The sequence below is a fragment of the Nostoc sp. DedQUE12b genome (assembly GCF_034530835.1).
Taxonomy (GTDB): Bacteria; Cyanobacteriota; Cyanobacteriia; order Cyanobacteriales; family Nostocaceae; genus Nostoc.
In genome coordinates this window covers 56,677-70,353 of sequence record NZ_JAVRCI010000004.1, presented here as the reverse complement: position 1 = coordinate 70,353, position 13,677 = coordinate 56,677, and the positions used below count along the sequence as shown (strand labels likewise).

General features: G+C 42.3%; 11 protein-coding genes and 2 tRNA genes. 4 read left to right on the top strand and 9 right to left on the bottom strand.

Annotated elements, in window-relative coordinates; all coding sequences use genetic code 11:
• Positions 1-2 precede the first annotated feature (2 nt).
• Complete coding sequence (locus RMY16_RS03295; RefSeq protein WP_322735164.1) at positions 3-1,301, bottom strand: hypothetical protein; 1,299 nt, start codon at positions 1,299-1,301, stop codon at positions 3-5.
• Between the two features lie 203 nt (positions 1,302-1,504).
• Here RMY16_RS03295 and RMY16_RS03290 point away from each other — a divergent pair, with 203 nt between their 5' ends.
• Complete coding sequence (locus tag RMY16_RS03290) at positions 1,505-1,984, top strand: hypothetical protein (RefSeq protein ID WP_322735163.1); 480 nt, start codon at positions 1,505-1,507, stop codon at positions 1,982-1,984.
• A 93-nt stretch (positions 1,985-2,077) separates the two neighbouring features.
• On the opposite strand, the gene RMY16_RS03285 is transcribed toward RMY16_RS03290, so the two are convergent.
• The 6 genes from RMY16_RS03285 to RMY16_RS03260 all read right to left on the bottom strand — a co-directional run bounded on the left by RMY16_RS03285 (position 2,078) and on the right by RMY16_RS03260 (position 6,624).
• Positions 2,078-2,149, bottom strand: a tRNA-Gln gene (locus RMY16_RS03285).
• A 250-nt stretch (positions 2,150-2,399) separates the two neighbouring features.
• Positions 2,400-3,197 carry a WecB/TagA/CpsF family glycosyltransferase gene (locus tag RMY16_RS03280; protein ID WP_322659721.1) on the bottom strand — a complete coding sequence of 266 codons (798 nt, stop codon included), beginning with the start codon at positions 3,195-3,197 and terminating at the stop codon, positions 2,400-2,402.
• 1,175 nt (positions 3,198-4,372) lie between these two features.
• Positions 4,373-4,579: a hypothetical protein gene (locus tag RMY16_RS03275; protein ID WP_322659722.1), complete on the bottom strand. Its 207-nt coding sequence runs from the start codon at positions 4,577-4,579 to the stop codon at positions 4,373-4,375.
• A gap of 33 nt (positions 4,580-4,612) precedes the next feature.
• A tRNA-Leu gene (locus tag RMY16_RS03270) sits at positions 4,613-4,696 on the bottom strand.
• Positions 4,697-4,786: 90 nt separating this feature from the next.
• Complete coding sequence (locus RMY16_RS03265; RefSeq protein WP_322735162.1) at positions 4,787-5,926, bottom strand: alpha-hydroxy acid oxidase; 1,140 nt, start codon at positions 5,924-5,926, stop codon at positions 4,787-4,789.
• A gap of 464 nt (positions 5,927-6,390) precedes the next feature.
• Positions 6,391-6,624: a hypothetical protein gene (locus tag RMY16_RS03260; RefSeq protein ID WP_094349603.1), complete on the bottom strand. Its 234-nt coding sequence runs from the start codon at positions 6,622-6,624 to the stop codon at positions 6,391-6,393.
• Between the two features lie 160 nt (positions 6,625-6,784).
• Between RMY16_RS03260 and RMY16_RS03255 the strand changes: the two genes are divergently transcribed.
• Positions 6,785-8,923 (top strand): flavin-dependent dehydrogenase, encoded by a 2,139-nt coding sequence (locus RMY16_RS03255; protein WP_322735161.1) that lies wholly within the window; start codon positions 6,785-6,787, stop codon positions 8,921-8,923.
• 49 nt (positions 8,924-8,972) lie between these two features.
• Here the strand turns inward: RMY16_RS03255 and RMY16_RS03250 are convergent, their stop codons facing one another.
• Together RMY16_RS03250 and RMY16_RS03245 are read right to left on the bottom strand one after the other, a co-directional pair.
• A complete protein-coding gene (locus tag RMY16_RS03250) occupies positions 8,973-10,499 on the bottom strand; it encodes a hypothetical protein (protein ID WP_322735160.1) in 1,527 nt (508 codons plus the stop codon).
• Positions 10,500-11,149: 650 nt separating this feature from the next.
• The gene (locus RMY16_RS03245) at positions 11,150-11,545 is read right to left on the bottom strand and encodes a hypothetical protein (protein ID WP_322659732.1); all 396 of its coding nucleotides are present in this window, start codon (positions 11,543-11,545) and stop codon (positions 11,150-11,152) included.
• Positions 11,546-11,612: 67 nt separating this feature from the next.
• Between RMY16_RS03245 and RMY16_RS03240 the strand changes: the two genes are divergently transcribed.
• Together RMY16_RS03240 and RMY16_RS03235 are read left to right on the top strand one after the other, a co-directional pair.
• Complete coding sequence (locus RMY16_RS03240; RefSeq protein WP_322659734.1) at positions 11,613-12,299, top strand: response regulator transcription factor; 687 nt, start codon at positions 11,613-11,615, stop codon at positions 12,297-12,299.
• The gene (locus tag RMY16_RS03235) at positions 12,287-13,579 is read left to right on the top strand and encodes a HAMP domain-containing sensor histidine kinase (protein ID WP_322735159.1); all 1,293 of its coding nucleotides are present in this window, start codon (positions 12,287-12,289) and stop codon (positions 13,577-13,579) included. Before RMY16_RS03240 ends, RMY16_RS03235 begins: the two co-directional genes overlap by 13 nt.
• Positions 13,580-13,677 lie beyond the last annotated feature (98 nt).

The following is a 13,677-nucleotide window of genomic DNA, read 5'->3' as shown; positions in this document are numbered from 1 at the left end:
TCCTATTCCCCACTCCCACGTTCTAAGCGCCGTTGCCATTCAGCATCAATTTTTGCAGAACGTTCAACTTCTTGGTCGAGTAAGTCAGTTTCGCTAGAATACACTAAATCTTCGTTGCCAATGACTTTTTCTGTTGCAAATTGTTGAGCATAGTTGATTTTTTGTTGCAAAAGTGAATCAGGACTTGCCAATAGCCTTGCTCTGGAAAGGCGATCGCGATTGCGATCGCCTATTTTGCGATTACGCCACTGAATCCAGAAATAACGCAATAACGGTATACCTAAAAAACCTACTCCGTAAGCCAATAGCAGCCAATAAATTCCTTGTACAAAAGCTACCAGTCCACCTAACTGGACGGCAACAGTTCCATCTCTCAATAAACTTCCCAGTACTAAAGCACCAACAAAATTTAGTATCCCTAACCCAGCACTCAGCATAATTTGCCCGGAACTTGCGGCACTAAAACGCCAGGGAAATTCCTCCAAGTGATCTGATATTGCATGACGGCGCTTTTTAACTGCACTCACCTGCAACTCTGGGAAATAATAAACAATTTGCCCTTCTGGACTTACCCCTGGTTGCCCATTAAATCGCGTCAGAACGGGCAGCATATAATCTTCGTACTCTCTGGTGTATCCCTGGCCAATGTCATCCAAATATGGGGCAATTTGCTCTGCTACCACTGCACCACGATTACTCCGAATCACCGTAGCAATTTCTTGCCAGCGACGTTCTTCTAAGTTGGCGTTTGGATTACCATCGCCAAATAAAAACGAAAACACAGCTTCAAAGAAATTCAGATTGCTTTCTTCCCGGCTTTCACGTCGCCGTTCCTGGTAGTGGGTGTCATAATTTGGGCTAAGATACCAAAATAAATTTGGAAAATAAAAGAAGCCCCCACCGCCGGAATTACTGCCTCGATTGTCACCGTCACGGTCTGAATTGATAGAGGTAATGATTATGAAGATGGTAACAGTTATCAGGGCGATGGAAACAGTTAAGAAAATTCCAAAAGAAATGCGAATCAGGTAAAACAGAACACTCCAGACTTTTTTCCACCATTCCTGCAATCGTAGCCGGAAGTATTTATTACGCAAAATTGCTCGAAAATTTTGTGGAAAGAGGAAAACTATATCACCTGAATCCGCTACCTGTAAATGTCCGCCAGCATCAGATGCTAGGGCCAACAAGCTTTGATTAGCTTCAGCGACGTTCAATCCTGCCTGAGTTGCCACATCACCAACGGTGACACGGTAGCCCAGTTGTTCCACAGCCTGCATGATGGTGGGACTGGGAGCCATTGCTCTCCCCTCCTATTGAAAATTATTCCTTTTCTTAAGTATAAAGTTTTATTTTGAGCGACTTAGCAGGGGTAGAGGCAATACGGTTCGGTTAAAGGCGAAAGGGGAAAGGGAAAGGGGGAGAAAAACCAAATGATCTGACACGCAAAATGATATAATTACTTGCCTCAGCTTGGTTAAATCAGCAAATTTTCTGCTCAAATATGGTTCAATACACTCTCGCTCAAAGTCCAGAAATTATCCTTACTGTTTCTGGAAAAGATTCAGCTAAAGCCCGTGATAAAGCAATGGATCAGCTCATGGAACTGATGGATGCAGGTAAGCTACCCACGGAACTGGAAGAAGGATTTGGCCCTCAACAATTAATTGAGGTAAAAGAGTCAACTATTGATACTGCTAGTGGTGAGGATAGTATTACACAAGCTGTCCAGATTCTGAGTAACCTGGCGACACTCAAGCTGAAAGTTCAGGAGTCACGAGCTGAAGCGTTGGAAATTCGGAAAGCTGTTGATATTCTGTTTACCGATGAGTCGGTGACAGAAGAGGAAATTACTCGACTCAAGGAAGGTTTTAAAGTTCTCAAAAATTTTGCCCAAGCTAATGTGCGTTACCAGGAAGCACGAGCTAAAGCAGAACTGGCTCGGAAGACTTTAGATCAAGCTCTCAAATCTCCTGATAAGTAACATTTACACAATCAATTATATGCATTGAGACACATCTTAGAAATGCAATTAATTACTCAAAAAGACAGGTATAAGAGCCTGTCTTTAGATTAACTGGGGCGCTAGGATTCGAACCCAGGGATGGCGAGACCAAAACCCGCTGCCTTACCACTTGGCGACGCCCCAACAATTTCACTATGGTTAATATAACACTTAGTCCTGGGTTAATGTCAAGTACTTTAATAGTTGATTTCAGATAATCGGTTTTTACAGCAAGACATTGATTGGTGGGAATCCCTGCACTTTCCTTGTTTCATAACTTTTAGGTGAACCCTTGAATTTTTGTGCTTCAGGCATAAATTCTTTCCTAGCATCTAAAATCTGGTTCTCTTGATGATGAAACGCTTAGAGTCAGTCTTACCCTATTTCTTTTTCTTTAATCCCCAGCCTCGTGAAGGAAGACCCCTGCAATCCGACTTGATGATAATAGTTGTTTAGTAGCCAGCCATATAAAGAGTGGAATAGTCTTTGCATAGCGGCCACAAAGTCGGCGCGGTTCTTGAATCCATCGATACAGCCATTCAAGTCCTAAGTCTCGAACTATGCGGGGTGCGCGCTTATAAATTCCGGCATAAACTGGGAAAACTCCACCCAGTCCAATCATTACAGCTTGTATTTTGCCCTTATGTTGAGCTATCCAATTTTCTTGTTTGGGACATCCCAGTGACACTAAGACAGCGCTAGCACCACTAGAGTTAATCTTTTTAACCAAGGCTTCGTCTTCAATTTCAGTTAGGGGACGAAAGGGTAGAGGTTCCATTGCCGCAATCTTTATCTGTGGAAATTCCTTCTCTAACCTGTTTTGCATCCTAGACAGAATTTCTGTTTGGGAACCTACAAAGAAAATGCTCAGATTTTGTGTTTGAGTTAGCTGACACAATGCGAGAAAAATATCCATCCCTGCCACACGGTCTTGGTAAAGCGCCCCCATTTTTCGCATCATCCATACCAGAGGCATACCATCAGGAGTAACTATATCTGCATTTCGCAATATGGTGGCAAACTCTGGATTCCAATGGGCTTCAATGAGCATGTGTACATTGGCTACATATACAGTTTTACTCTCACGCCTACTCGCCCACTTCACTATTGTTTGTATCTGGTCGTCAAACCGTAAAGCAGTAATAGGAAAATCAAGCACTTTTTTAGTAGGTAGAAGCACTCTCGCCACCATCAATAACTCCTGTATCCAAGAAAACAATTCATAGATTACCTGAACCAATCCCAATTATTTAATATTCGGATTGGATGACTCCTGACTTTTTGTAGGCTTGTGTCATTGTTGGAAGTTAACACATGGAGGTGCAATTGCCTTTTTAGTATACTTTTGGCTTAATCGGTAATACTAGAATTATTTACTGCTGTGTCTTAGCTTACTGTTTTATGTTAAGGATTTTAGACACTGCTTGACAAAATTCATACTTCCTTCATAATTAATTTTTGGTTAGTTCATCCAAGCATTATAATTGCGATAAATTCCTAGAGAGAAACTGTATAGTAAGTAGTATATACTACTTACTAAATTAGGTAGAAAAGTAAAATACTAGCCAGTTAGGCTGCCGATTTTATACGTCAGTATGCGCTTAAGAGGTTGAATTAAAATTAGATATTTTAATGGCTAATAATTTTTTATTATGATTTCCAAATTTATTACAGACAGATTTAATTTAGTCTCTGTATCGAAAAATGTCTAAATTTTATCAAAACAGAATTCAGGAGTCAGGAGCCAGAATTCAGAATTGAATTCTGTGCAACTGGCGGATGAATAAACGGCGTTTTTGCACCCCCTCCAAATTGTAGATTTAGCGGTCAACAAGAAAGTCGCGGGTCTTAATCCCCGACTGATAGCGCAGCGTTAGCGAGTCCGCGAGCGTCTTGATTTTAATATCATGTTCGCTTGATTACTTATTAAACCCGAAGAACCCCACCCCGCCAAAGCTACGCTTCGTCTCCCCTCCCGAAGAGCGCTACAGTGTACACACAAGTCGAAAAAAGCTTGATTTTCCATTGTTTTCTCGTTGATCTCGTTCCCATGAAGAGCATGGGAATGCCTGATTTAGAGGCTCTGCCTCCAGTCAGATATTGAGTCTCTGACTCAATGAATGCATTCCCAGTCTCCGACTGGGAACGAGGAAAAACAGGAAAGTCTTATCAAGCTAGGTTTTTAGGACTTGTGTGTACACCGTAGCTTGTGAAGGGGAGGGGATTAAGGGGAGCCAGTGCGGTCTTGGGGTCTCCCCAAGTGGAGCATCTGGCGTGTGGGGTGCAATGACTGTGGAAATCATAACTAATTATGCGGACATGATATAACTCCTGAATTCTGACTCCTGAATTCTTCTTCAATTTTTTCTAAAATAAAAGCCCAAAAAATAAGGGAAAGATAAATTTATCTTTCCCTGGTCTATCGTTTTTGTTATTGTCTGTTTTGTTACTTTCTTTAAGTCTTTGGCGTAACATTTGCCTTTGTTTTTTCAGTTGACGCTTCCTAGCAGAACCGCCTCTACCTTTATCATTTCTGCCTTCTTTACGGGGAGATTCCCATCTTTTCAGGCGCATAAGTTTTTAACCTCTTTAGCACTTGTTTGGTAGTGGGCAGGAGGAGAATCGAACTCCTATGACCGTAAGGCCGCCACATTTTGAGTGTGGTGCGTCTACCAATTCCGCCACCCGCCCTTGTATCTAACCTTAACTAGTATACTCTAATTAAGAGATTTTGTAACAAGTCTGAAAATTATTTCTCAAAGTTTTGCTGGAATTACATTTTTAACAGTTCTCCGACTTAAAGCGTGGCAGGGCTAATAAACTAGGGTCAATATTCTGTATTTTGGCACAGCCGGTAAGGGCCATTGCCACATTTAACTCATCTTGTAGGAGTGAGATAACATGAGATACGCCGATTTGTCCTGCTACCGCTAGTCCCCACAAAATAGGCCGTCCGATTAGTACTGCTTTTGCTCCTAATGCCAGAGCTTTGAGAATGTCTGTGCCTCTACGAATGCCTCCATCCAAGACCACTTCTACTTTACCGTCCACTGCGGCTACTATTTCAGCTAGGGCATCTAAAGAAGCGATCGCACCATCGAGTTGTCTGCCACCATGATTAGAAACAACAATTGCTTTGGCTCCATATTCTACAGCCCGCACAGCATCATCTGGGCGTAAAACTCCTTTGATGACTAAAGGTAATGGAGATAAAGACTGCAACCATTCCAAATCGTCCCAAGTAACTGCTGGGTTTAGTTGTTGGGCAAAGTAAGTAAATAACCCAGATTCACCTTTTTCATGGGAAATATCTAGCCCTGAGATGCTAGCAAGATTAGCCAGATGTAAGTCTTGGGGTAAGGCAAACTCATTACGTCTATCTCTCTCACGCTGTCCGAGAACGGGTGCATCTACAGTTAGACAAAGTGCTTTATAGCCTGATTTATAGGCTTTTTCTACCAAAGCACGAGTTAATCCCCGGTCTTTATGGATGTAAAGTTGGAACCACCGCAGAGAATCTGGAAACTGATTACATACAGTCGCTACTTCTTCAATGCTCTTTGTGGCCATTGTACTTAACACCATACCCACACCAGCTGATGCAGCAGCTAGGGCCGTGGCAACTTCTCCGTCTGGATGGGCTAGACATTGAAAAGCCATCGGTGCAATTAACAAAGGTAGTTGCAGGGGTTCTCCTAAAATGGAGGTACTTAGATTGCGATCGCTCACATCGACTAATATTCGAGGTCGCAGCCTGACTCGCTCAAAGGCAGCACGATTATCTTGCAATGTGATTTCGTCCCAAGCACCACTGCTGTAGTAATCAAGTGTCGTTTGAGATAGATATTCTTTTGCTAGCTTTTCGTACTCAAAAAGATTGATGGGTTGAAAGCGATCGTCAGTGGATAAGTAGGTAGACATAATTAAATCTAAAATAAAACTTTTGTTCGTAGTGAGCGATTTATCGCTCTGCATAAGATTTTAAATGGCTAGAGCCGCTGACTACGATTATTTATTGTCAAGGCTTTTAAATGTATTTATTTTTACTTACTTAAGTCGTGATCGCTCAACTGAGTTATGTGTCCAGGTGTTGCTCCAACAGCATAAAGATTGCTCCCAAAAAAGACCTCTGCTTTGCGCCAGAGGTCTTTCCGTTTCAGAACGTTGTAAAATCCATAAGCAACGTAAAACGCTGATATGGTTAATTTAATGGCTTCTGTGCCATGAACACAAAAACAGCAACCCAATTGCCAATCCCATACTGACCATTATTATTACTCCTATACCGAAAATGCGTAGGCGCAGCCCGCCGCAGGCATCGCCAACATTTAGGTACAGACTTAGAAATCTAATGCTGCGACCAAAACTTCATCTTATGCAAGATTTTAGGAGAACTTTTCCCAGGATTGGGCGACTAATTGGCTTAACCAGCGGCGTTGTTGCTGATCCAGCAGTGGATCATCTGCTAGCAACTGAGCGGTCAATTCTTCCAAAGATTGACCCTGAGCGCGGACAATTTTAATGACTCCAGCGATCGCACTGGCAACTAGTTCTTCATCAATCGGCTGTTGTCGTAGGGCAATAATTTCTTGGGGACTGTCTGGAATGGGATAATTCATGGCGTGGGTTTACAGAAATACAAAATGAACAATAAATTTGACAAACTCTTAAAATTTCTTCACTGAATCTTTATGAAACTAATAGGGCGGAGCTTACCATACTTTGTGCCTTAAGAAAATCTGTCTTAGTGAGTAGATTGATGGGAGATGTCAGGAAAACATGAAAGAAATCCTTTATTTAGAAGTTCCAACTCCAGAAACAGAAACTGTGCGTAGTTGGTTACAAACAGATTTTGAACCTGGAAATGGAGAAAAAGTGCTTACATCGGAAGGTTTTCGCCTTCAAATACCCAGTGCTATTACACCTACTGGAGTGAGTCTTTCGGAAAACTTGCCTACAGAACTTTCGGTATTTGTCTGGTCGGTGCAACGAACTACTTATCTGAAAGTGTTTCGCTGGGCAGAACAACCTTTTCCCAGTGAAGGACAAATTCTGCAACGCTTGACCAAGGAAATCAGAAGCCGTTTTCCGCATCATTACCCAGAACCGCCAGCAATTGATTTATCCCAGCAATCAATATTTGCCGCACTAGGTTCTACTTACCCCCTTACCGTCAAGTATTTTCAGAAAATGCCCAACGGTGAATATGACCTAACTCGTGCCTATTGGTGGGAAAAACGATGGCGCGAAGGGGTGCGGAATCCGCAGCAGCCGCGTCAAGTAGTGTTTTCCCAAAGGAGCAGGGGACAAGGAGATAAACTCAGCACTCAGCACTCAATACTCAGCACTCCTTTGCCCCATGCCCAGTACGACATTATCTACATCGGTGGCGCACTCGGTGCAATCCATGCAGCATTGATGGCAAAACTCGGATATAAAGTCTTGCTAGTGGAACGAATGCCCTTTGGGCGGATGAACCGAGAATGGAATATTTCGCGCGACGAGATTCAAAGCTTGGTTAACTTGGGTTTAGTCACCCCCGCTGAGTTAGAAACCATCATTGCCAGGGAATACAAAGACGGATTCAATAAGTTTTTTGATGCTAATAATCCAGCCAAACTGCGATCGCCCGTCCTCCACACACCCACAGTCCTAAATTTAGGCTTGGATTCCGACAAATGGCTCCAAATGTGTGGGCAAAAACTGCAAGCGGCAGGCGGTGAAATTTGGGATGAAACAGAATTTATCCGTGCAGATATTGATATATCACAGGTAGTTTTGCAAGTCAAGCACTTGCCTAGTCAAATTGAGAAGCAAGTAAGTGGACGACTGCTAATAGATGCAATGGGAACCGCGTCCCCCATCGCTTGGCAATTAAATGGTGGTCGTGCCTTTGATAGTGTCTGTCCGACAGTGGGAGCGGCAATTGAGAGCGGATTTGATCCGGGAGTATGGGATTCCCAATATGGCGACGTTCTTTACAGTCATGGGGATATTTCGCGGGGAAGGCAGTTGATTTGGGAATTGTTTCCCGCAGCAGATGAGGAACTGACGATTTATTTATTTCATTACCACGAAGTCAATGCTGAAAATCCCGGTTCCTTGCTGGAGATGTACGAGGACTTTTTCACAATTTTGCCAGAGTATCGCAGGTGCGATATGGACAAATTGGTGTGGAAGAAGCCGACATTTGGCTATATACCGGGACATTTTAGTGTAGGAAGTAGCGATCGCACAGTTGCCTTCGATCGATTGATTGCGATCGGTGATGCCGCATCACTCCAATCTCCCCTGGTATTCACCGGTTTTGGTTCCCTAGTTCGCAACTTAGAGCGCTTAACAACCCTATTGGATATTGCTCTCAAACATGACTTGTTGAGCTTCCGCCACTTGAATAAGATTCGCGCTTATCAAAGCAACGTTTCTGTGACTTGGCTATTTTCTAAAGGAATGATGGTTCCCACCGGAAAATTTTTACCACCCCAGCGCATTAACTCTATGCTCAACACCTTCTTTGGACTATTAGCAGATGAACCCCAAGAAGTAGCAGATAACTTCATCAAAGATCGGTGTGATTGGTTAACCTTTAACCGCCTAGCATTGAAAGCCGCTAGGAAAAATCCTGCTTTACTTTTATGGATTTGGGAACTTGCTGGGCCTAGAGATTTAATGCGATGGCTTGGTAGTTATTTCAACTTTGGTCGTCATGCCCTCGTTAGCGCTTTGCTAAGTCCGTGGTTCGGGGGCTTCTTAAATAGGGCAGGTCATTGGCTAGAACCCCGGAATCCAGGCTTGTGGCTGTGGCTGCTGGCGATTAATTATGCGATCGCCACAGGCAAACCGCGATCGCGCTCTCAAGTAGTAAAGACAAACCCAGAAGCCGTAATTCCGAAATCAGAAGTAGGAATTAGTCATTAGTCATTAGTCATTGGTCATTAGTATTAGACAAATGACTAATGACAACTAACTATTGACCTTTGGGGCGAAAATTAGGTAGTTCCACAGATGCTAATGACTTACGCCCCTTGGGTGGGCGCTGGGGATAAACTACTGGTGAAGGTGAATTGTCATCATTGGTGTTATCACCTAATGACTCTGAGGATAAATCACTTGCTGACAATTGTGATTCTGACCAGTAGTCTTCAGTTTCTCCAACAGGCGTTTCGGTATGAGATGGATTAGAAGAAAGCATTAAGTTATTGGCTGGTGAAAGCACAGAATCCGTCGTCCAAGGAGTAGAGGTAGTTGCAGGAGGATTAATTTCTGCCTCTAAATCTTCCTCCTGTGGATTTTCTAATTCCTCTTCGTCTTCTAAGATTGTTGCTAAAGTCTCCCAAATAGGAACATCACTAACATCCGTTTTCGCAGCAGGTGGTGGTGATGTAGATGCAGGCTGGGAGGTGAAAAACATTTGGATTAAACTATCTAATTGCCGATCTAAATTTGATGAATCCGCAGGTGAAACCGCTTCAGTTGTATCTGGAGAATCATCAGCTTTTGGAGATGGCGCTGGTTGTGTTGGTGTTGGCGTGTCTTTCTTAACTGTCCAGTTCCAAGGAGATGATGGGGGTGTTGCAGAGGCTTCATTTCTTTGGAATGGGATTGGTGCTGAGGGTTCACCCCAAGAATTATCTAGATCGTTACTTAATGATTCTTCTTCTAATGACCAAGGTTGAATTGGCTGGGCGTTAGGAAACAAAGACCGAGCTTTTCTAGAAAATCTTCCTTGGCTACTAGTTATGTCTTTAGGATGTTTTGCAGCATCCTCTAAGGAGTCATAGCTAGGAACCGATGTATCTAGACATTTTTCCAAAGCTGCTTTGAATTGCAGCGTCTGGCGTTGTTGTCGCATCAATCTAGTACGTAACTCCCGACAAACATTTTCGGACTGCAATAGCTGCTGAGATTGTTCGTTGTTATTAGTGTGTAGCAACGTACATTCTCGCTCTAACTGGGCCAAGCGTTGTTGGCTAATTTGTAGCTGTGCTTTATAAGTATCAGTGAAAATTTCCTGACGTTGAACAGTTTGTACAGCAGTTTCTAATTGTTGAAATAGAGATTTTATCTGTTCTTGAGCCGCAGCTAGTTCCTGAGTATGTTGGTTGAGCATCGACTCACTAACACTAGAACGCGTTTTCTGCCACTGCAAAACCTTTTCAGACTCAGCTAGGTTGTCTTTTAGCTGCTCCACTTGTGCATACAAACTATTATTAGCCGCACGTAATTCTTCGTTCAATGCCAGCAAGTTCTGAAATTCCGAGTCAATAAGTGCTTGTTTGCCGCTTTCAGGCTCTGCAACCCAGTCCTGCTGGGTGGTATCTTGTAAAAATTGTGTATCTTCAGCTGGCATGAGGAGTGGCAGTTTTTTAACTGTCATATTGTCATTAGGCACAACTGAGTAAAAGGGACAACTCGCCTGTTCTGATTGTGGCGAATTAGCAGAATTTAGGGATTCCATCACAGCCCCCTTGTTTGAGGTGTCAGCTTCATTCATCACTCTTGACTCACCTGCTTAAAAATATTCAGCAGTGCTGGCATTAGCATTGCTTATAAACTGTGTCTAATCAGGGTTTGCTTTAGAAGCTAAGTTTAACTCTCTTCAAGCACCAGCAATTAATCATCAATTGGTGTTCCCATTTTGTATCTAGACTGATGCCGTTATAACACTATGATGCTCTGCCCCGTCAAGAAGAGGTACAAGGGGAACTCTGTCCGCCTTTGAAGATAGGTGAGAGAGAGGAGAAACCCGATACATTAAAAATTAAACTGTATTGGCTGGCTGATGAAGTTTTTTACATGAAAAAACTGCCTCAAATTATACTTTATTTTTTATAACCGCATCTGCATTAACACATAAATTATGATTTTTTCCTGAAATACATTTTGTAACGCATTGTTTGGTAATTAAATATACATTTACATACAAGTATCTACTCTTCAATGATAATTCTTCAATCCTAAGCGATCATAAATGCATACGACTCAAGCAAACCATGAAGCTACCAAAGCGGTAATTCTTCTTCTTTGAGAATGCTTTTCTTTTGAAAAGAATGAATTTGTTGATGGCAATAAAAATGGGAACAATTCGTAGTTTATGGCTTGCTTGAACTAGATGTGTTGTCAGGGCATATCTGCGATTTGGTATTAGTTCTCAAGCCGATAACGTATTAACTGCTTTATTGCTGTTACTGGTAATTTTAAAGTCTGAGCGATCGCTGCATCAACTTGAGTAAATTCAGTCACAGGAAACTCAAATTCCATCTGCTTTAAAACCGAATCAGCAGTGTAAACTTTAATTTCAGTCAACTTTTCTTTGCGGTGAATTACAGCTTCAATAGACATGACAGCCAGTGAAACAGAAAACTGAATTTGATTTTTTGAGTTAGCGTGGATTTGGGCGGTTGTGCCATAGGTATAGCTCAATACTTGATGCGTTAGCAAACCCGTACTCAACCAAAAAAACAGTCCGATTAAGGGTATTGGCAGCCAAAACTCTAGTCCTAAGTTAATTAGAAATTGTAACCAGCGAGGTCGAGCCATAATACAGAAAAAGTTTGACTATTAATTCATCATAGGAAAATAAAAAGGAAGTACAGCAAAATGGTGAATGAAAATCTTAGTTGTAGAGGATGATGTAACTCAATTACAACCACTACATGGTGCGCTTTCTAAAGTCGGCCATATTGTAGATGGTGCTGAAGATGGTGAAATAGCCCAGTGGTTGATGACTCAGAGAGACTACGACTTGTTAATTTTAGATTGGATGCTGCCTAAGATTAGTGGTCTTAGTCTGTGTCAACAGTATCGTCAAGCGGGAAAAACGTCTCCAGTACTGATTCTCACAGCTAAAGATGCAATTTTGGATAAAGTATCTGCTTTAGATGTTGGTGCAGATGACTATTTAGTTAAACCCTTTAGTTTGCTCGAACTGTTGGCACGAGTACGAGCATTGGGACGCAGAGCGCCACTCTGGCAAGGTGACACGTTAGAGTTAGCCGACTTACAACTTCATCTCAACACTCTAACGTTACAACGCCAGGAAGTTACAGTACAGTTATCGGGTCGAGAGTTTCAAATGCTGGAATATTTTCTGCGGCATCCCCGACAAGTACTCACTCACGATCAAATCGAACAGGCACTCTGGGAGTGGAATATACAACCAGATAGTAAAGCAATAACGATGTTAGTGCATCGACTGCGGCAACGGCTACAAATGGTAGAAGCAGAAGATTGGCTACAAACTGTTTATGGTATAGGATATCGATTAGCTGCCCCTGAATCATGCGATCGCTAATTCCTCAGATGTTCAGCCGCAGTCGGCGTAACCTAGCTCGCTGGTTTACGCTCTCGATGGGAAGTATTCTGGTTATCTTTGCAACAATACTTTACTTTTTAGAAGCCAAAGAGCAATTGCGGGCATTTGACCAAGAACTTTACAACACAACTCAGTTGATGGCGGCTGGCGTTGAAGATGGACTTTACCAAGAAGAGCAACGTATTAGTCTTGAAGATGTCCCCATCTTGGGTGGTGAAGCTTTGCCCTTTGAGAATAAAATTATTTATGCCCGTTGGTACACTCCCAAAAAGCAACTACTAGAGTTTTTTGGTGTTACTCCATCAGAGCAGTTAAATAATAAACTAGGATTTCAAACAATTGAGTTAAGCGATCGCAATAAACAGCTGCGTCAATTAACAGTTCCTGTTTTTCAGGATCAACAATTAATTGGCTATCTGGAGATAGCCGCTTCTTTAGCGCCTGTTGAAGAAACTTTATGGTCGTTGAGACTGTTTTTAATAGTAGGTGTACCCATTGCCTTAAGTCTAATTGGTTTGACTGGTTGGTTTCTTGGTGGAATGGCCATGCAGCCAATTCGCCAAGCCTACGAGCAATTACAGCGTTTTACAGCTGATGCCTCTCACGAGCTACGGACACCCCTCCAAGCAATTCGGAATAATGCTCAGTTTGCTTTGCTTGAACCAATTGACCCTAGTCAACAGCAAAGTTCTCTAGAAAATATTGACCAGATTGCTGAATCAATGGGAATGCTGATTAGTGATTTATTATTCTTAGCTCGAAATGAAGGACAGTTAAAGTTAGAAACACTTAACCTCGTCAATTTGGTTAGCTGGCTGAAAGCATTAGTAGAGGAATACACTCACTCAGCAAAGGCAAAAAACTTAGAATTCACCAGCCAATTTCCTGAACAATTGGTAATGTTGAGAATAAATCCAGATTTAATGCGGCAAGCACTAACAAATCTTCTCAGTAATGCCTGCCGCTACACGCTGTCTGGAGGTATTTGCTTACGAGTTTTCTTTGAGTCTCGTTGGGTGGTAATAGAAGTACAGGATAGTGGTATTGGAATTCCAGAGGCGGATTTACCTCATATCTTTGAGCGATTTTATCGAGTAGATAGTGTACGTTCACGCCATACAGGTGGCTTCGGGTTAGGATTAGCGATCTCACAACAGATTGTTCAGGTACATGGGGGGCAAATCATAGCCAACAGTCGTTTGGGAGAAGGCTCCACTTTTCAAATTAAGCTACCATTCACGCCTACATCCTCACCATAATAAGCAATTAATACTGGGTTAGCCAGCCAGGATTTTCATTTGTAGTCAAAAAATTCCTCAGTTCGAGATCGAGCTGTTACTTTCTCGTTACTTTTATC

What these genes read in the sequence shown, in the direction of transcription:
- RMY16_RS03295 (WP_322735164.1), bottom strand. Translation starts at nt 1,301, where the DNA reads ATGGCTCCCAGTCCCACCATCATGCAGGCTGTGGAACAACTGGGCTAC.
- RMY16_RS03290 (WP_322735163.1), top strand. Translation starts at nt 1,505, where the DNA reads ATGGTTCAATACACTCTCGCTCAAAGTCCAGAAATTATCCTTACTGTT.
- RMY16_RS03280 (WP_322659721.1), bottom strand. Translation starts at nt 3,197, where the DNA reads ATGGTGGCGAGAGTGCTTCTACCTACTAAAAAAGTGCTTGATTTTCCT.
- RMY16_RS03275 (WP_322659722.1), bottom strand. Translation starts at nt 4,579, where the DNA reads ATGCGCCTGAAAAGATGGGAATCTCCCCGTAAAGAAGGCAGAAATGAT.
- RMY16_RS03265 (WP_322735162.1), bottom strand. Translation starts at nt 5,926, where the DNA reads ATGTCTACCTACTTATCCACTGACGATCGCTTTCAACCCATCAATCTT.
- RMY16_RS03260 (WP_094349603.1), bottom strand. Translation starts at nt 6,624, where the DNA reads ATGAATTATCCCATTCCAGACAGTCCCCAAGAAATTATTGCCCTACGA.
- RMY16_RS03255 (WP_322735161.1), top strand. Translation starts at nt 6,785, where the DNA reads ATGAAAGAAATCCTTTATTTAGAAGTTCCAACTCCAGAAACAGAAACT.
- RMY16_RS03250 (WP_322735160.1), bottom strand. Translation starts at nt 10,499, where the DNA reads ATGAATGAAGCTGACACCTCAAACAAGGGGGCTGTGATGGAATCCCTA.
- RMY16_RS03245 (WP_322659732.1), bottom strand. Translation starts at nt 11,545, where the DNA reads ATGGCTCGACCTCGCTGGTTACAATTTCTAATTAACTTAGGACTAGAG.
- RMY16_RS03240 (WP_322659734.1), top strand. Translation starts at nt 11,613, where the DNA reads ATGAAAATCTTAGTTGTAGAGGATGATGTAACTCAATTACAACCACTA.
- RMY16_RS03235 (WP_322735159.1), top strand. Translation starts at nt 12,287, where the DNA reads ATGCGATCGCTAATTCCTCAGATGTTCAGCCGCAGTCGGCGTAACCTA.